This window comes from Enterobacter sp. WI-ESBL-E8, from assembly GCF_053364895.1.
Genome location: NZ_JBRWXJ010000001.1, coordinates 2,171,371 through 2,189,084, shown reverse-complemented (window position 1 = coordinate 2,189,084; position 17,714 = coordinate 2,171,371). Strand labels below are relative to the sequence as shown.

Annotated in this window: 18 protein-coding genes; 11 read left to right on the top strand and 7 right to left on the bottom strand. The window is 58.5% G+C overall.

Annotation, left to right across the window (positions count from 1 at the left end):
* Nucleotides 1-103: 103 nt before the first annotated feature.
* The 4 genes from ACWHWP_RS10560 to ACWHWP_RS10545 all read left to right on the top strand — a co-directional run bounded on the left by ACWHWP_RS10560 (nt 104) and on the right by ACWHWP_RS10545 (nt 3,348).
* Nucleotides 104-1,591, top strand: coding sequence for a carboxypeptidase M32 (locus ACWHWP_RS10560; protein ID WP_447855533.1), 1,488 nt, complete (start codon nt 104-106; stop codon nt 1,589-1,591).
* Between the two features lie 242 nt (nt 1,592-1,833).
* On the top strand, nt 1,834-2,247 hold the full coding sequence (gene asr, locus ACWHWP_RS10555; RefSeq protein WP_059311270.1) for an acid resistance repetitive basic protein Asr: 414 nt from the start codon (nt 1,834-1,836) through the stop codon (nt 2,245-2,247).
* Between the two features lie 93 nt (nt 2,248-2,340).
* Nucleotides 2,341-2,424, top strand: coding sequence for a small membrane protein YdgU (locus ACWHWP_RS10550; RefSeq protein WP_023617729.1), 84 nt, complete (start codon nt 2,341-2,343; stop codon nt 2,422-2,424).
* Between the two features lie 102 nt (nt 2,425-2,526).
* A complete protein-coding gene (locus tag ACWHWP_RS10545; RefSeq protein ID WP_447855532.1) occupies nt 2,527-3,348 on the top strand; it encodes a trypsin-like serine peptidase in 822 nt (273 codons plus the stop codon).
* Between the two features lies 1 nt (nt 3,349).
* Here ACWHWP_RS10545 and ACWHWP_RS10540 read toward each other — a convergent pair whose 3' ends face one another.
* The 4 genes from ACWHWP_RS10540 to ACWHWP_RS10525 all read right to left on the bottom strand — a co-directional run bounded on the left by ACWHWP_RS10540 (nt 3,350) and on the right by ACWHWP_RS10525 (nt 6,563).
* Complete coding sequence (locus ACWHWP_RS10540; RefSeq protein WP_059311269.1) at nt 3,350-5,512, bottom strand: bifunctional diguanylate cyclase/phosphodiesterase; 2,163 nt, start codon at nt 5,510-5,512, stop codon at nt 3,350-3,352.
* A gap of 84 nt (nt 5,513-5,596) precedes the next feature.
* Nucleotides 5,597-5,926: a multidrug/spermidine efflux SMR transporter subunit MdtI gene (gene mdtI, locus ACWHWP_RS10535; protein ID WP_059311268.1), complete on the bottom strand. Its 330-nt coding sequence runs from the start codon at nt 5,924-5,926 to the stop codon at nt 5,597-5,599.
* Nucleotides 5,913-6,275, bottom strand: coding sequence for a multidrug/spermidine efflux SMR transporter subunit MdtJ (gene mdtJ / locus ACWHWP_RS10530; RefSeq protein ID WP_059311267.1), 363 nt, complete (start codon nt 6,273-6,275; stop codon nt 5,913-5,915). Before mdtJ ends, mdtI begins: the two co-directional genes overlap by 14 nt.
* 117 nt (nt 6,276-6,392) lie before the next feature.
* Nucleotides 6,393-6,563: a protein YdgV gene (locus ACWHWP_RS10525; RefSeq protein WP_431732514.1), complete on the bottom strand. Its 171-nt coding sequence runs from the start codon at nt 6,561-6,563 to the stop codon at nt 6,393-6,395.
* Between the two features lie 133 nt (nt 6,564-6,696).
* Here ACWHWP_RS10525 and ACWHWP_RS10520 point away from each other — a divergent pair, with 133 nt between their 5' ends.
* Complete coding sequence (locus ACWHWP_RS10520; protein ID WP_059311266.1) at nt 6,697-7,731, top strand: AI-2E family transporter; 1,035 nt, start codon at nt 6,697-6,699, stop codon at nt 7,729-7,731.
* 3 nt (nt 7,732-7,734) lie between these two features.
* On the opposite strand, the gene ACWHWP_RS10515 is transcribed toward ACWHWP_RS10520, so the two are convergent.
* Together ACWHWP_RS10515 and ACWHWP_RS10510 are read right to left on the bottom strand one after the other, a co-directional pair.
* Entirely contained in the window at nt 7,735-8,682 is a 948-nt protein-coding gene (locus ACWHWP_RS10515) for a zinc-dependent alcohol dehydrogenase family protein (protein ID WP_447855531.1), read from the bottom strand.
* 28 nt (nt 8,683-8,710) lie between these two features.
* Nucleotides 8,711-9,736: an LLM class flavin-dependent oxidoreductase gene (locus ACWHWP_RS10510; RefSeq protein WP_047349067.1), complete on the bottom strand. Its 1,026-nt coding sequence runs from the start codon at nt 9,734-9,736 to the stop codon at nt 8,711-8,713.
* A gap of 178 nt (nt 9,737-9,914) precedes the next feature.
* Here ACWHWP_RS10510 and yajD point away from each other — a divergent pair, with 178 nt between their 5' ends.
* Both yajD and ACWHWP_RS10500 read left to right on the top strand, forming a co-directional pair.
* Nucleotides 9,915-10,262 carry an HNH nuclease YajD gene (gene yajD / locus ACWHWP_RS10505; protein WP_006808895.1) on the top strand — a complete coding sequence of 116 codons (348 nt, stop codon included), beginning with the start codon at nt 9,915-9,917 and terminating at the stop codon, nt 10,260-10,262.
* Nucleotides 10,263-10,315: 53 nt separating this feature from the next.
* Nucleotides 10,316-10,585, top strand: a complete 270-nt coding sequence (locus ACWHWP_RS10500) for a hypothetical protein (protein WP_063431576.1) — start codon at nt 10,316-10,318, stop codon at nt 10,583-10,585.
* Between the two features lie 12 nt (nt 10,586-10,597).
* Here the strand turns inward: ACWHWP_RS10500 and ACWHWP_RS10495 are convergent, their stop codons facing one another.
* On the bottom strand, nt 10,598-11,383 hold the full coding sequence (locus ACWHWP_RS10495; RefSeq protein WP_063431578.1) for a MipA/OmpV family protein: 786 nt from the start codon (nt 11,381-11,383) through the stop codon (nt 10,598-10,600).
* Nucleotides 11,384-11,507: 124 nt separating this feature from the next.
* On the opposite strand from ACWHWP_RS10495, the gene ACWHWP_RS10490 reads away from it, so the two are divergent.
* From ACWHWP_RS10490 to ACWHWP_RS10475, 4 genes are all read left to right on the top strand, one after another.
* Nucleotides 11,508-12,203, top strand: coding sequence for a response regulator (locus ACWHWP_RS10490; protein ID WP_047348735.1), 696 nt, complete (start codon nt 11,508-11,510; stop codon nt 12,201-12,203).
* On the top strand, nt 12,200-13,396 hold the full coding sequence (locus ACWHWP_RS10485; RefSeq protein ID WP_063431580.1) for a sensor histidine kinase: 1,197 nt from the start codon (nt 12,200-12,202) through the stop codon (nt 13,394-13,396). Before ACWHWP_RS10490 ends, ACWHWP_RS10485 begins: the two co-directional genes overlap by 4 nt.
* Before the next feature lie 78 nt (nt 13,397-13,474).
* Nucleotides 13,475-14,623: an efflux RND transporter periplasmic adaptor subunit gene (locus ACWHWP_RS10480; RefSeq protein WP_063431582.1), complete on the top strand. Its 1,149-nt coding sequence runs from the start codon at nt 13,475-13,477 to the stop codon at nt 14,621-14,623.
* Nucleotides 14,620-17,697 (top strand): efflux RND transporter permease subunit, encoded by a 3,078-nt coding sequence (locus tag ACWHWP_RS10475; protein WP_447855530.1) that lies wholly within the window; start codon nt 14,620-14,622, stop codon nt 17,695-17,697. The genes ACWHWP_RS10480 and ACWHWP_RS10475 overlap by 4 nt, the downstream gene beginning before the upstream one ends.
* Nucleotides 17,698-17,714 lie beyond the last annotated feature (17 nt).

The following is a 17,714-nucleotide window of genomic DNA, read 5'->3' as shown; positions in this document are numbered from 1 at the left end:
GTGGAGGTCTGCATAGATTTCCTCCGCGTGGGAAATGTTGGGGAATTTGCTCTGTTTCATTGTATGCTCCCTGAAACACATCCCTGGCAAGAGGAAATAAGAATTGCAAAAAACATCCGCCTATCAGTCACTTGTGAAAACCTTCCAGCGCCTCTCCCGCTTCTCGCACCTCTCCTCCATCGCCAGCTGGGACATGTTCACCATGATGCCGCCCGGCGGCAGCGCCGCGCGCGGTGAGGCGCTGGCGGAGATGAGCGTCCTGCAGCACCAGATCCTGACCGATAAGAAAGTGGGCGACCTGCTGGCTGCGGCGGCAGGTGAAGAACTCATTGATGTCGAACAGGCCAACCTGCGCGAAATGACGCGTCACTACCTGCAGGCCTCGCTGCTGCCGGAATCGCTGGTAGAAGCCAAATCCCTGGCGGGCAGCAGGTGTGAGCACGCCTGGCGCACGCAGCGCCCCGCCAACGACTGGCAGGGTTTTTCCGCCAACCTGAAAGAGGTGGTCAAACTCAGCCGCGAAGAGGCTCGCCTGCGGGCCGAAGCCAAAGGCTGTACGCCGTACGACGCGCTGCTGGATATTTTTGAGCCCGACATGACCAGCGCCCGTCTGGACGTTCTGTTCGGCGATATGAAATCCTGGCTGCCGGACCTGCTGGCAAACGTGGTGGAAAAACAGGCTCAGCGGTCGTTCGTTCCGCCGCAGGGCCCCTTCCCGACCGCGACGCAGCGCGAACTGGGCCTGGAAGCCATGAAGATGCTCGGCTTCGATTTTAACGGCGGTCGACTGGACGTGAGTGCGCACCCGTTCTGCGGCGGCGTACCGGAGGACGTGCGCATCACCACGCGCTATGACGAGGATGAACTGCTCAGCGCGCTGTTTGGCGTGATCCACGAAACCGGGCACGCGCGCTACGAACAAAACCTGCCGCGCGCGTGGGCAGGACAGCCGATTGCCCTGGCCCGCTCAACCGCGATCCACGAATCCCAGAGCCTATTCTTTGAGATGCAGCTGGGACGCAGTGAAGCCTTCCTTAAACATCTTCTCCCTGCGGTGCACGCCCGCTTTGGCAGCCAGGCGGCGTTCAGCGAAGAGAACTTTATTGCCTGGAACCAGCGCGTGAAGCCGGGCTATATCCGCGTCGATGCGGACGAAGTGAGCTACCCGGCACACGTGGTGCTGCGCTATGAGATTGAGCGGGCGCTGATCAACGGCGAGATTGAGGTGGACGATATTCCCGCTCTGTGGGATGAGAAAATGCAGGCGTGGCTCGGATTATCCACCAAAGACAACTACCGCAACGGCTGTATGCAGGATATCCACTGGACCGACGGCGGTTTTGGTTACTTCCCGTCGTATACGCTGGGCGCCATGTATGCCGCGCAGCTGTTCCACGCCGCCAGCACCGCGCTGCCGGGGCTTCAGGCCTCCATCGCCGAGGGCGATTTTTCCGCCCTCTTCGACTGGCTGCGTCAGAACATCTGGCAGCACGGTAGCCGCTTTACCACATCGCAGTTAATTACCCAGGCGACGGGTGAAGATCTGAACATCCGCTACTTCCGCGAACATCTGACCTCCCGTTATTTGTAATCTGTTTGGCCGGGGGTGAGGGACCTCCAGTAAAAGAGCCGTATGTTCCCCCTCACCCACCCCTCTCCCTCAAGGGAGAGGGGTCGTCAGTGCAGGTATTATTTTCTGAGTAACCCCGGCAATGTACATATGGTTACACGCCGATACCAATCACTCACGGAAACCTCGAATTTACAGGGATATAGTTATTTCAACGGCCCCGCAGTGGGGTTAAATGAAAAACCAAATTCGAGGGTATGAGAATGAATAAAGTATTAGCTCTGGTTGTTGCCGCTGCTATGGGTCTGTCTTCTGCTGCATTTGCTGCTGACACTACCGCAACTGCTGCACCGGCTGCCGCGCCTGCTGCAACCACCACCGCTGCGCCAGCAAAAGCGGTTCACCATAAGAAACACCACAAAGCTGCAGCGAAAAAAGAAGCCGCTGCACCAGCAACCGCAGCGCCAACCGAGCAAAAAGCGCAGGCTGCCAAAAAGCACCACAAAAAAGCCGCTAAACCGGCTGTAGAGCAGAAAGCGCAGGCTGCTAAAAAGCACCACAAACACAAAAAAGCGACCAAACCAGCTGTAGAACAGAAAGCTCAGGCTGCTAAAAAGCATCACAAAAAAGCAGTAAAACACGAAGCTGCTAAACCAGCTGCACAGCCAGCTGCGTAAGAGTACAAGCTTAACCGTGCCCTTCGGGGCACGTTGGTAAACCGGCGCTGAACCGGAACAGGTTCCGCGCCGTTTTTTTTATCCGGAGGGCGTATGCTGCGACGCTATCGGTTTGAGCTGATTCTGATCCTGCTTATTTTATGCGCGCTCATCGCCAGCCGTTTTTATCTTTCCTGATTGTAGCACGCTGATTTTACTCCCACTTTCGCGCTGTCCCGTCTATAGTATTTTCATAGGGTTCACTTTTAATAATCATAATTACCCCCACCAGAGTGTGATATGCGTAAATCTGTTGTGTTGTTACTGGGAACGTTTGGTCTTTTTTCTGGATTTTCACATGCGGATGATGGCGGTGATGACACCATTAGCGCGAAAGAGCTAAAGACGCTTTTTTTCGGTCATGACGATCGGACGCGCGTCACCGATCCTACCCAGGCGCCCTGGGATGCGATAGGCCAACTGGAAACCGCCAGCGGTAACTTATGTACTGCAACGTTAATTACCCCGCAGCTTGCCCTGACGGCAGGCCACTGTCTGTTAACTCCGCCAAACGGCAAGCCGGATAAAGCGGTTGCCTTACGTTTTGTTTCGCAAAAAGGCCTCTGGCGCTATGAAATCCACGGCATTGAAGGCCGGGTTGATCCGTCTCTTGGAAAACGCCTGAAACCGGACGGTGACGGCTGGATCGTGCCGCCGGGGGCCGCCTCATGGGATTTTGGCCTGATCGTTTTGCGCTACCCGCCTTCAGGCATTACCCCGCTGCCGTTATTTGACGGCGACAAAGCCGCGCTCACCGCCGCGCTGAAAGCCGCCGACCGCAAGGTGACGCAATCGGGCTATCCTGTCGACCATCTGGATACGCTTTACACCCACACTGACTGTATTGTGACGGGCTGGGCGCAAACCAGCGTGCTTTCGCATCAGTGCGATACGCTGCCGGGTGACAGTGGTTCACCGCTGATGCTGAAAACGGATAATGGCTGGCAGCTGATTGGCGTTCAGAGCTCTGCCCCGGCGGCAAAAGACCGATGGCGCGCAGATAACCGGGCCCTGTCCGTGACCGGTTTCCGCGACAAGCTTGAAACGCTGGCGCAACCGTAAATCAGCACCTTCTGACCTGATGTAACGCCCTGATTGACTCAATCGGCATCGGCTGGCTGAACCAAAACCCCTGCAGTTGATCGCAGCCAGCCAGCCGCAGCAGCTTCATTTGCTTCTCGGTTTCGACCCCTTCTGCCACCACCGCCATGCCCAGCGCATTGGCGATACGCACCGTGCCGCTCACCAGCGCCGCCGCCTGCTCGTCGTTGTCCACCAGCCCGGCCAGCGATTTATCGATCTTGATGGTGTCGAAGTTAAAACGCCGCAAATACCCAATGCTTGAATAGCCGGTACCAAAGTCATCCAGCGCCACCGCGGTGCCCAACGCTTTGAGATTGGCTATCGCCATGCGGGCACGCTCCGGGTTTTCCAGCACATAGGACTCCGTGACCTCAAGCTGCAGCCGGTTGGCCGGGAAACGGGTGGTTTCCAGCACGCTTGCCACTTTTTCTTCAAAGGCGGGATCGCGAAATTGTGCGGGAGAAATATTCACCGAGAGCTTTAAGTCACCGTACGGCTGCAGATCCTGACAGGCCCGCTGCAGAACAAACTGGCCCAGTTTGTAAATCAGACCGCTAGTCTCCGCAATGGCGATAAAGGCATCCGGGCCAAGCGGCCCGTCCGGACGACGCGGCCAGCGCACCAGCGCTTCGACGCTGCTCATTTTCTGGCTGCGGGCGTCAATAATGGGCTGATACCAGACCTCAAACTCATCGCGATCCAGACCGAGGCGGATCTGGTTTTCAATCGCCAGCTTGCGCTCCCGGGCGCTGTTCAGCTCCGCGTCGTAGTGGGTGATACGCCCTTTCCCGCTCATTTTTGAGTGATACATGGCAATATCGGCGCGGCGAAACAGCTCGGAGCTGGTGCACTCAATCAGGGTGCCGCTGGCGATTCCGATGCTGGCGCCAATATGGATGGTGCGTTCCCCCAGTTGAACTGGGGTGTTGAGATAATCCAGCACCGATGCGGCAAACGCGGTGGCCTGTGCCTCAGCCTTGTCACCGCCGATGGTCATGGCAAACTCATCCCCGCCCATTCGCGCCAGCATTCCGCCCGGCGGCACGCGTTCATTCAGCGTTTTCGCAATCGCCACGATGAGATCGTCACCCACGCTGTGACCGTAGATGTCATTCACGTCCTTAAAGCCATCCAGATCGATAAACACCACGCTTTTGACGTCGATATCACCGCGTAAACTCACCCGGTCCAGCGCCTCGATGAGCGCACGTCGGTTCGGCAGATGGCTCAGCCAGTCCGTTCTGGCAACCAGACGCGCCTGGCTTTCTCCGCGCGCAAGCTTGTACAGCCCCACGCTGCTCACCAGAATGAAAAGCAGGATCAGCCCCGACGCCAGCACCACAATCTGCCGGATGTCAGAAGAGGCCGCCCGGGCGGCTTGCGCGCCCGGAAGCCGCGCCTGCCAGTTCAGATAGCCGACTAACTCCCCCGCCGCACTGCGCAGCGGCATGCTGCGATCGTTGATTTTGCCTGGGGAATAGCTGAGGTTATCGATCTGAAAGGTCGCTCCCAGGTCGGATAATATTTTGGCGTTCAGATGCCGGGTAATCACCAGATAGCGGCGCGTTCCGTCGGTCACCTGTAATCTTCCGACCATCGGGCGAATCAGCCCTATTCCGACAAAGGCGACACCGTGGCGCGTCTGGCTGATCCCCGAATAGATATTTTTTTCACCGGAGAGCGCTCGCCTGTGCTGGTCGATAAGCGCTTCGAGACCCTTGCCAAAGAAGTCGAGGTTTTTCTCGTAGAAGCGCTGGCTTTGAAACGAGCCCCAGATGACCCTGAAATGTTCATCAAGCACAAAGGTCCCGTCATAGAGATTGTTGATTTTAAAGCCGGCACCCCAGGTGTTATACAACCAGTCGGTATCCAGCGCGGGACGGTAGGCCTCCCGCACCGCATCGTCCCAGACGGCGTTATCAAGCACCAGAGAGGAGACGCGGTTAACCGAGGTTTGAATGGCCCCGTGCACGGAAAGCGCCGAGCGGTGTTCATCAATTTCGTTGGTTTTGGTGCTGATAAGATGCAGAGAGAGATAAAGCAGTGCGACGATGGAAATAATTAAGCCGATCCCCGCCATGAAGACCATGGCAAACAACGTTCTCGCATTGGGAATATTGCGCCAGCTTAATGTGCGATACATCAGCCATCCTCTTCACTGTTTTGCTTTTCTAAGCGTAATACAGGCAGCGAATTTCGCTGCCTGTAAATCATAGCGAGAGGTCTGTCAGGCGAGTTTTATCATGATCATGCCGGCAAGCAGCAGCATGAGGCCGATCCAGCCCTTGTTATTTAAACGCTGACCGAAGAGTACCCAGCCTGCGGCCAGCGTGGCGGCGATACCAAAACCGCCCCACAATGCATAGGCCACCGACAGGTCGATCCCTTTTACCGCCTGGGACAGGGCGCTGAACGCCCCCAGAACCGCGGCAATCGACAGCAGGCCGTATACTTTACGGCGAAAACCATCGGAGAATTTCAACAGGACGTTCGCCAGGATTTCCAGCACGATGGCAAGCCCCAGCCAGGCCGCATGAACCCACTCAAACTGTTGCATGGTTCTGCTCCTTCGGCTGTTTAGTCGGTTTACGGGTACCCGATTTAATCAGCACAATACCCGCCACCAGCGTCGTTAAGCCGGCGATCTTCATCGTTGTTAATGTTTCGTCAAATATCAGCACGCTGAACAGCGTAATCAACAAAATACCGATCCCTTCCCACAGGGCATACGCGACGCCCAGCGCGATTTTCTTCACCGCAAACGAGAGGAAAATATAGGAAAGTGAAATCATCACCAGCATTAAAATAAAACCGGTGTTGCCATCGCTGACGCTGGCCCATTTCATCGACAGCGTGCCGGTAATTTCAGCGATAATCGCCAGGGCTAATAAAATCCAGTAAAACATGATTTTCTCCTGCTTGAGAATATAATCCATCGTGGCCCGCTGCGTGCAGCAAACCAAAAAATACGAATTGAAATCAGATAGCTAAGCGCTTAGCGCCAGCTCAGGCAGAAGATATGACTATAGTGCGGTGCGCCAGTGTTGCTCACCAGAAAGCAGGAAGAAGGAGGTGGAAAATACAGCGGTTTTGTTTGAAGCGTACGTCCTGAACAGATTGTCCATAAAATTACAATTATCCGCGTTGTTGCTTCTCGTCTTTGCGGATGAAAATTGTCCTCGGTAGTTAAACACACCAAATTTGTACCATAAGCTAAGATTTTACTCAAAGTCTTTGCAATTCTTTACCCACCTCGTTTGATTTTGGTTAGTTTATTGCAGCGCCTTTCACCTTTATTATAAATATAAAGAAAATTTCGGAGTCACCATGGCTAAACCCATCATTACCCTGAACGGGTTAAAAATTGTCATCATGCTGGGCATGCTGGTGATCATACTGACAGGCGTTCGCTTTGCCGCCGACATTATTGTGCCCTTTATTCTGGCGCTGTTTATTGCAGTGATCCTGAATCCGCTGGTACAGCGCATGACGCGCCTGCGCATTCCGCGCGTGCTGGCGATCACGCTGCTCATCAGCATCATTATTGTGGCGATGGTGTTGCTGGTGGCGTATCTCGGAACCTCGCTGAACGAGCTGGCGCGCACGCTGCCGAAATACCGCTCTTCGCTGGCGATACCGCTGCTGCAGCTTGAACCCTGGCTGCAGCGCGCGGGTATCGAAGTCTCGGTTGAGGAGCTGCTGAAATATATCGACCCGAATGCGGCCATGACTATCGTCACCAGCCTGCTGGCGCAGCTTTCCAATGCCATGACGTCTATTTTTCTGCTGTTTTTAACGGTGGTATTCATGCTGCTCGAGGTGCCTCAGCTGCCGGCAAAGCTGCAGCAGATAATGGTCCGTCCGGTTGAGGGGATGGGGGCGATCCAGCGCGCCCTGGACAGCGTCTCCCGCTATCTGGTGCTGAAAACAGCCATTAGCCTGGTCACGGGCGGGGTCGTCTGGGTCATGCTACTGGCGCTGGACGTTCGTTTTGCCTTCGTCTGGGGATTGCTGGCGTTTGCGCTTAACTATATTCCCAACATCGGGTCCGTGCTGGCGGCGATCCCCCCTATCCTTCAGGTGCTGGTTTTCAGCGGGCTTTATGACGCGCTGATTCTGCTGGCCGGCTATCTGGTCATCAATCTGGTGTTCGGTAATATTCTTGAGCCACGGATGATGGGCCGGGGGCTGGGCCTGTCCACGCTGGTGGTCTTTCTATCTCTGATATTCTGGGGCTGGCTGCTCGGCCCCGTAGGGATGCTGCTCTCCGTTCCGCTGACCATCATCGTCAAGATTGCCCTGGAACAGACGGCGGGCGGGCAAAGTATCGCCGTGCTGCTGAGCGATATGAGCCATCAATAGCGGTCAGTCCGCCATCGACAGGAGGGGCTTGCAGGTCCTTCCGCCTTCGCGCCAGGCACCGATCGCCCTCCGCCATTCCGCCAGTGGGTACACCGTAACGTCGCTGTACTGGCTGGCGGGCAAGCGAAGCCAGATGCGATCGAACTCCGCGCGCCACGCCTCCGCGCTGAGCGCATCCAGGCCGTTACGGATATGGAACCACGCCACGCGCGGCACGGGCCGTTGCTGTCTGAAGGGTTGACCGCTCAGCAGCCCGTAGCAGACAAATACGCCCTGCTCGGGCATCACGCTGAGGATCGCTTCCGCAAGCGCCCCGCCGGTGGCATCGTAGACGAGGTCGCTACGCGCGGCGATGGAGCCGATCCTCTGCGCGTCATGCTGCGCGACCGGAACAATACCCATCGCCTCCAGCCTTTGCGCATGAACGGCGGAGCGGTGAATTCCGTACACCGCTTCCGCCCCCGCCTGACGCGCCCACTGCCCCAGCAGGATGGCGCAGTCAGAACCGGCAGCCGTGAGCAGAACCCGCTTTCCCCGAGGCGGGTAGCGGGTGAGCATCATCTGCGCCGCCAGCGGATTAATATAGGCCCGCGCGGCCAGACGTGCGTCGATAGCGTCCGGAACGGGAATGGCATACTCTGCCGGGCAGTCAACATAGCGCTGCCAGGTGCCCTGTCCGCGCAGCGGCAGAACGCGTTTACCCAGCAGATAATCAAACGGCGCGGGTGCCTGGATGACAACGCCGACACCTTCATACCCCGCTACCGCCGGTAGCGGAGTTCGGTGGCGATAGGCGCCAGTGATGGGGATAAGATCGGACGCGTTTACCGGAGAAAACAGCATCCGCACGCGGAGATGACCCGGCGCAAGCGCGCCCGGCGGCGCGGCTTCAGGTTGCAGAACTGATTCTGGCTCGCCAAAGTGGCGATACCACAGGGCCAGGTTTTCCATAACGATCTCACGGCTGATAGCGAAACGACTACTCGCGCCAGCCCATTGCCGGTGCGACATGCTTGAGAATGGACTCAATCACGTGCGCATTATAATCCACACCCAGCTGGTTCGGCACGGTCAGCAAGAGCGTATCAGCCTCGGCAATCGCCTCGTCCTTTTTCAGCTGCTCAACAAGCTTGTCCGGCTCTGCCGCATAGCTGCGCCCGAAAATGGCGCGCGTTTTCTCATCCAGGTAACCCACGCTATCGCTGTCGTTGCGGCTGGCGCCGAAGTACATCCGGTCGCGGTCGTCCATCAGCGCAAAAATGCTGCGGCTAACCGACACCCGCGGCTCGCGCGCGTGCCCCGCGTCTTTCCAGGCCTGACGGTACGCGCGGATCTGTTTTGCCTGCTGAATATGGAACGGCTCACCGGTTTCATCGTCTTTCAGCGTTGAGCTTTGCAGATTCATTCCCAGTTTTGCCGCCCATACCGCCGTCGCGTTTGAACCGGCGCCCCACCAGATGCGCTCGCGCAGCCCTTCTGAATAAGGCTCCAGGCGCAGCAGCCCCGGCGGATTCGGAAACATCGGCTGCGGGTTCGGTTTGGCAAACCCTTCACCGCGCAGCACTTCAAGCAGCACCTCGGTATGACGGCGCGCCATATCCGACTCGTTTTCCCCTTCCTGAGGGACATAGCCGAAATGACGCCAGCCATCAATAACCTGCTCCGGAGAGCCCCGGCTGATGCCAAGCTGCAAACGCCCGCCGGAAATCAGGTCCGCCGCGCCCGCATCCTCGGCCATGTACATCGGGTTTTCATAGCGCATATCAATCACGCCCGTCCCGATTTCGATGGTTTTCGTTTTTGCGCCAATGGCGGCCAGCAGAGGGAACGGCGAGCTAAGCTGTCGGGCGAAGTGGTGCACGCGGAAATACGCGCCGTCTGCCCCCAGCTCTTCAGCCGCCACGGCTAAATCGATGGACTGCAGCAGCGTGTCGGCCGCCGAGCGCGTGCCGGACTGCGGCGAGGGCGTCCAGTGACCAAAGGATAAAAACCCGATCTTTTTCATAACCATATGTCCCGATAATGCTTTACGTACTCGTTACTTTACGCATTACCTGCGGAGAATAAATGCCGTTTATTTAACGGAATGATTCAAATAAATTGATTGAATGGAGGGGTTCGTCATTACCATTCATAATGAGATATAATATTCCCCACTCTTTTTATGGCAGGTAAAACCGGCAATGGCTTTGATCCCCAAAAACTACGCGCGGCTGGAAAGCGGCTATCGCGAAAAAGCATTAAAAATCTATCCATGGGTGTGTGGACGCTGCTCGCGCGAGTTTGTCTATTCCAATCTGCGTGAACTCACGGTTCACCATATCGATCACGACCATACCAACAACCCGGAAGATGGCAGCAACTGGGAGCTGCTGTGCCTGTTTTGCCACGATCACGAACATTCGAAATACACCGAAGCGGATCAGTACGGTACCACCGTGGTTGCCGGCGAAGACGCGCAAAAAGACGTGGGCGTCGCCACGTTTAATCCCTTTGCTGATTTAAAAGCGATGATGAATAAGAAGAAATAATCGTTCACCGCCCATACCTGCCGTATGGGCGGCTCAGGAAAAGGATATATGCCATGGACACCCTCCGCTGCTACTGGGATACGTTTTATACCGCCTACGGTTTACTTTTCACGAGAATAATTATCCTCATACTTCTGGTCTGGCTGTGTCATGATTTTCTGCGCCGCATAAGGAAAAATGCCGCGGACGCCACAGGCCCGATCGCAGAAGCCGATGCCCGGGAGCGTTATCAATGGCGTTTTCAGCTGTGGTCATTGCGAACGGTACAGATCCTCTGCCTGCTCTCTCTTTTCTGGATGCTTATTAAGGGACTCTTTGCCTGACCCTTTATCTGGTTAAAATGTCCAGGTGATTGCGGCGGTTGCAGACCCCTCATTGCGCCGCATCACGATCGGGCTGTCATTCGCATGGTCGCCAAGCCAGGTATAGTCCGCGCTCAGAACAGTTCCCCAGTGAGCATCGAACTGATGGCTCCAGGTCAGACTGGTGTCGACGCCATAAAATCCACCCGTCGCAGCATAGCGGCGATAGCCGGTGCGGCGGCTCTGCTGCTCGCTCACCCCATACCAGGTATTCAGATAACGGCTGTCACCAAACAGGGCCGCAGACTGAAAGGCGATCGTGTCCTGGCTATTTTGTACCGGGATCAGCGTCACGGAGGCCTGATAGCTTCCCCCCTGGCTGTCCGTAAACGGCAGCGTGGCTCTGCCCTCAACGCTCACCCAGGACGCGGCCTGCCAGCCAACGGCAAGGCCGGTATTCAGGGTGGCGTCAATGTCCCCCATCCCTTTCAGGTTGTTTGCCCCCTCACGCCAGCCGGAGTTTTTATCTGCCCTTCCGAAGTCATAGCCCAGCGACTGTTCAAAATACCAACCGCTGTCGTTTTGCAGGTCATATCCCACTCCTTTTTGCGCATCAATAAAGAAAGCGCCTTTGCGTCCCTGCAGCACAGGAACCACCTGCCACACCTGCTTGTCTGAGCCTGAGTAACGCGGGGCATACTGTCCCCCCAGCCCGACGGTTAAGGAGTCGGACGCGGTGTCATCATCCGCCTGCGCGCCGGGTGCCGCGACCATCAGAAGCGGGACGGACATATACAGGACTTTTTTTATCGCTATCATACTGCTCTCCATACAGACGCTGGCGTCTCCTGAGAAAGGAACAGCCACACAATGTTGGCGCAGTATGATTTGCCAGAATCAATGAATCGTCGGGATAGTGTTAAGAAACGGTCAAGGTGAACGGATGTTGTCCAGAAGAGTGCTGATTATTGAAGATGACGCCGACGCGGCTGGCGTGCTCGAGGCCTATTTACGGCGTGAAAATTACGACGTGGCCATTACCGGAGACGGTCTTTCCGGGCTGGATATGGCGCAGCGGTGGAAACCCGACCTCATCCTGCTGGATGTGATGCTGCCGGGGCTCAACGGCACCGAAGTGCTGGCGGGCCTGCGCCGTAAAAGCGACGTACCGGTGATCATGGTTACGGCCATGGGGGATACCCCCGATCGCATTGGCGCCCTGCGCTACGGCGCCGATGATTACGTTGTTAAACCTTATCATCCGGGCGAAGTGGTAGCGCGGGTGCAGGCGGTGCTGCGGCGCAGCAGTAAAAAAGAGACAGAGGAAAAGATACTTCGCTGGCAAACGCTGGCGGTGGATGTCGCCGCCATTGTGGCGAGCGTGGATAACGGCGACGGCGCGCCTGTGATGCTCGATCTTACGCCAACAGAATTCTCTCTGCTGGCAACGCTGCTGCGCTCGCCTGCGCACCCGTTTTCACGCCAGTATCTACTGGAGCACTGCTTGCCGGAAAGCGAGGCGCTGGAGCGCGTAGTCGACACCCATATTTATAACCTGCGTAAAAAACTGGAGGCCGTCGGTATTTCCGGCGTGCTGATCAACGTTCGCGGCGTGGGTTACAGGTTCAGACAGCCATGATAAAACGCCGGCACTCCTCTCTGTGGCGCTGGATTTGCGCGCGCATCTTAGCGCTCGCCATCGGCAGCGTGATTGTCATTGCAACCTGCATGTGGCTGCGCTATGCGGTCCAGAACTACTGGATCATGGGCCGGATGCCGGCGGCGGTCCGACACGAATTTCTTACCCTCAGCCAGAACCCGCAGGCTAACCCGGCCCGCTTCCACACGATTGTGGACACCTGGTGGGGCCTGAGCTACTCCACGCCGTCCATCGCGTCGGCGGACTGGGTCACGGTGGCGCTGCTGGTGCTGGTGATGATCCCGTTTATTGTGGTGATGGGGCTAAAACACGCCCGGCCGCTGGCGCTGCAGTTCAGCCGTCTTCGCGACGCGGCAAAGGATGTCGCCGAAGGGCAGTTTGGCCGTCAGGCAGAGCTCATCAAAGATGCACCGGCGGAAATGGTCAGCTTCGCGGCGGACTTTAACTCCATGACGGGGCAACTGGCCCGCTATGAGAAAGAGCTCCGCGCCTCACACGTGGCGATGGCGCACGAGCTGCGCTCGCCTCTGACGGCCGCCATCGGGCGTCTGCAGGGCATGTTAGACGGCGTGTTTGATGCCAGCCCCGCGCAGCTGGAAATGGTGATGAAGCAGCTCCAGCACCTCAACCGTCTCACCGATGAGCTCCACCTTCTCTCTCTGGCCGACGCGGGTAACCTGGTGCTGGAGGACCAGCCGTTCTGTCTGGATGAGCTGATTCAGGAGCGGGCAGCCTGGATCGTGCCCCAGGCCGATGCGCATCATTTCAGGATAACGCTGCGTAACCCGCGCACCTGCCCCTTCCGGGGCGATGCGTTCCGGATGGGACAGGTCGTTACCATCCTTATGGAAAATGCACTACGTTACGGACGCGAAGGCGGCCACCTTGAGGTGACGCTGCACTACGCCCGCGGGCATTACACCCTCGAATTTACCGATGACGGACCGGGCGTCTCGCCCCAGTTCTTGCCGGAAATGTTTAAACGCTTTAGCCGCGAGGAGCAGTCCCGCGCGCGGCATTCCGGCGGCAGCGGCCTCGGTTTGTCCATCGCCCGGGCGATTTGTCAGGCGCATGGGGGAGAAATTAGCGCGTCATTACCGGAAACAGGCGGCCTTGCGGTGCGCATTGTATTGCCCTGGCATCCGTTCGATAATAAAAATCTCCACTCTTGATAAAGCCTTGACACAACATCGAATCTTTCTCGACGTAGCGCGCATTAAATAACGCCATTACCTTTATGGAGCGGCGTTATGTCAGACGAATTTATACTCTCTCTCCGCCACTGCCTGCATCATTTGTACGGCGTGGCGCGCACCCTTTCCTGGCTGCATTTTCTTCCCCTGGCGCTGCTTGCGCTGGCGATTTTTCCGCTGACGGGCTGCGGTGATAAACACGAAAACAAGCCTGACCCAGTGCGTACGGTGCGCTACGTCGTCGTTGGCACCGCTCAATCCCTTCCCGCGCTGGAAAGAACCGGTGAGATCCATGCCCACGATGAAACGACGCTGAGCTTTCGCACCGGGGGCCGGATACTGACGCGTAGCGTCGATATTGGTGACAGTGTCACAGCCGGGCAGCTGCTGGCCACGCTTGAAAATACGACCGGGCAAAACCAGCTCGACAGCGCCGCGGCCGACTATGAAGGCGCCAAAGCCTCTGCGCAGGTCGCCGCGCTCAACGTCAGTCGGATGCAAAAGCTCATGCCAACAGGCGCCATAGCCCGCACGCAGCTCGACAGCGCCCGGGCGGACTGGCTTGTCGCCAGCGCGCGCTTAAAAAGGAGCGAGGCCACATGGCGTAACGCGCGGGAAAGCCTGGGCTGGACGCGCCTGCTCGCCCCGCAAGCGGGCACGATCACGGCCGTGAGCGCCTCTGCGGGACAGGTTGTCAGCGACGGCCAGTCCGTGCTGACGCTGGCGACCGGTGAAGCCCGCGACGTGGCGTTTGATATTGCTACGCCCGATGCGATCCCTCCTCTGGATAAGGCGGATCTACGGGTTTCCCTCCTCAGCGACCCATCGGTACAGGCGGCTGCCGCGCTGCGGGATATCACCCCGCAGGCCGATCCTCAGACCCGCACGTGGCGCGTCAGAGCTACCCTGAAAAATCCGCCGCAGGCCATGGCGCTGGGCGCCAGCGTCACCGTGACGTTACCCTCCGCCGCCCCGCACGGGTACGCCCTTCCCGCGTCGGCGCTAACGCGTGCCGGCAACAAACCGGCGGTTTTTGTGATTACCCCGCAGGCGCGGGCGCAGCTGCGCGTGGTGGTGCCCGCCAGCTATACGGCCACCTCCGTTATGATTGCCTCCGGCCTTAAGCCCGGCGACAGGGTGATTACGGCTGGCGTGAGCACATTACGCTCCGGCGAGCCGGTGGTGCCCGGGGAGGTTCAGCCATGAGCGCAGGCGCGGAAGCGAAATTTAACCTCTCCGCCTGGGCGCTTAAGAACCAGCAAATGGTCAGCTTTTTCATGCTGCTGGTGATCGCGGTGGGCGTGTTCTGCTATGAAAAGCTGCCGCGTAACGAAGATCCGGCATTCACCATTAAAACGGCCGTCGTCTCCGCGCAGTGGCCGGGAGCATCCGTGGCGGACACCACCCGCCTGCTGACCGATAACCTTGAAAAAAAGCTGCAGGAAACGCCCTGGCTGGATTATCTCGAAAGTGAAACCCGGGCCGGACGCACCGTTATCCACGTCAACCTCCGTGACGATACGCCCCCGCAGGACGTGCCGGACATCTGGTATCAGATCCGCAAAAAAATGCAGGACATCGCCACATCCCTCCCTGAAGGGGTGCAGGGCCCTGCCGTGGACGACGAGTTTGACGACACGTTCGGCACAATCTATGCCTTTATTCCCGAGGGTTTCACCCTGCGGGAGGTGCGGGATCGCGCAGAGACACTACGTCGAGAGCTTATGTCCCTGCCGGATATGGGCAAAACCACCCTGCTGGGCGAACAGCAGGAGCAGTGGGTCCTCGCCTTTTCTCCGGCGCGTCTGGCCGGTATGGGGCTCGATATTCAGGAGGTTGCCGACGCACTCCGGGCGCAAAACGCGGTTGTCCCGGCAGGGATTATGCGTACCGGGCAGGAGAACATCGCGATAAAGGTCAGCGGGGCGCTCACCACCGAAGAGAGCCTGCGCGCCGTCACGCTGCACGTTAACAATCGCTATATTCCGCTGACCGACATTGCCACCGTCACCCGGGAAATCGCCGATCCACCGGCCCCCGCTTACCGGGTGAACGGCAAACCAGCGATCGGGCTGGCGGTGTCGATGGCGCCAACGGGCAACATGCTGCGTTTCGGCGCGGCGCTTAACGCAAAAATGGCGGCGCTCAGCGCCGGGCTGCCGCACGGTATAGAGATGGTGAAAGTCGCCGATCAGTCCGCGGTGGTCAGTGACGCGGTAAGCGGGTTTATTCGGGTGCTTATCGAAGCCGTTGTCATCGTGCTGGCAGTCTCATTTGTCTCGCTGGGTTTACGGGCAGGGCTGGTGGTGGCAACGGCCATTCCGCTGGTGCTCGCCATGACGTTTGCCGGCATGATACTCGCCGGCATCGGCCTTCAGCGCATCTCGCTCGGGGCGTTGATCATTGCCCTGGGCCTGCTGGTGGATGACGCCATGATCGCCGTCGAAACGATGGTCTCCCGGCTGGAAGCCGGTGATTCCCGCCTGAACGCGGCCACCTGGGCCTTCCGGACGACGGCATTTCCGATGCTCACCGGTACCCTGGTGATGATTGCCGGCTTTATTCCCGTTGGTTTTGCGGCCTCCAGCGCCGGTGAATACTGCTTCTCCCTGTTTGCGGTGGTGCTCATCGCCCTGCTCTGCTCCTGGGCCGTCGCGATCCTCTTTTCGCCGCTGACGGGCACGTGGCTGCTGCCGGAAAAAATCAGGCATCGCGCATCGGGCCCCGGCAGGATCGCGCGCGGTTACGGACGGCTTTTGCGCCTGGCACTGCGTCACCGGCTCGCCACGGTGCTGTTTGCGCTTGCCGCGCTGGGCCTGTCGGCGTACGGCACGACGTTTATGCAGGGCGAGTTTTTCCCCGCCTCCGACCGGTCCGAGCTGCTGGTTAGCCTGACGCTTCCGGCCAACGCCTCGCAGCCGGAAACGCTCAGACAGGTGAAAAGGCTGGAAAAGGCGCTGGCCGGCAACGGCAACATCGATCGCTACACGACCTACGTCGGGTCGGGCGCCATCCGTTTTTACCTGCCGATGGACGTGCTGCTGGAAAATGAAAATATCGCCCAGATGGTTGTGGTGGCGAAGGATCTTGCGGCGCGGGATCGCCTGCATGCGCAGCTGAACCATATCCTGGCGACGCAATTTAGCGACATCGTTACGCGCGTGTCGCCCCTTGAGCTGGGGCCTCCCGTCGGCTGGCCAATCAAATACCGGGTGAGCGGGCCGGATTATCTGCAGGTCCGGGCGCTCGCGAACCGTCTCACGGACGCAATTGGCCGTTCGCCGCTCTCCCGCGACGTTAACCAGACGGCCGGAGAGCCGGAGAGGGTCATAACCCTTGAGGTGAATCAGACGGCGGCCAGGGCGGCGGGCATATCGTCTGAGAGTCTGGCCCGCACGCTGAATACCGTCTGGTCCGGCAGCGTTGTCACCTCGGTCAGGGATAACGACCGCCTCGTTGACGTGGTGCTCCGGGCCGCGGACAGCGCGCGCCGCAGCACCGCTACCCTCTCCTCGCTCACGATTCAGGGCAATGACGGTAAAAAAATTCCGCTCAGCGCCGTCGCGACGCCGGTCTGGGGCGTGGACGATCCGGTCGTCTGGCGTCGGCAGCGTCTGCCTTTTATCACGGTGCAAACCGACCTCGCCCCGGGGCTGAGGGCAGAAGCGGTATCCGCAGCGCTGCGCCCGGCGATCGACAAGCTGCGCGCGGACCTGCCGGCCGGTTACAGCATCGAGGAAGGCGGCGCGGTTGCCGAATCGGATAAGGGGAATAGCTCCGTCTTTAGCGTTCTTCCGGTGACGCTGGTCATCATGCTGTTGCTGCTGATGCTTCAGCTGCGGCGATACTCCCGGATGCTGCTGGCGCTCCTGATGGCTCCGTTTGGTTTGCCGGGGATCGTGCTGGCTATGCTCCCCGGCGGAACGCCGATGGGGTTTGTCGCGCTGCTGGGCGTCATCGCCCTGGCGGGGATGATCGTGCGTAACGCGGTAATATTGATTAGCGAAGTTGACAGCAATCTTGCTCAGGGGATGGCAAACGATGCCGCGATTATGGCGGCCGCAGAGCACCGGGCCAGACCCATCTGTCTGACCGCCTGTGCCGCCATTCTGGGGATGATCCCCATCTCTCACCAGGTGTTCTGGGGCCCAATGGCCTATGCCATTATTGGAGGACTGCTGGCTGCGACGCTGGTGACGCTGACCGTATTGCCCGCGTCGTTTAGCCTGCTGCTACAGTGGGGGACTCAGCGCAAAGCCTCAGCGGACGGGCCGGGCTGAGCCCCCATCGCTTCCCG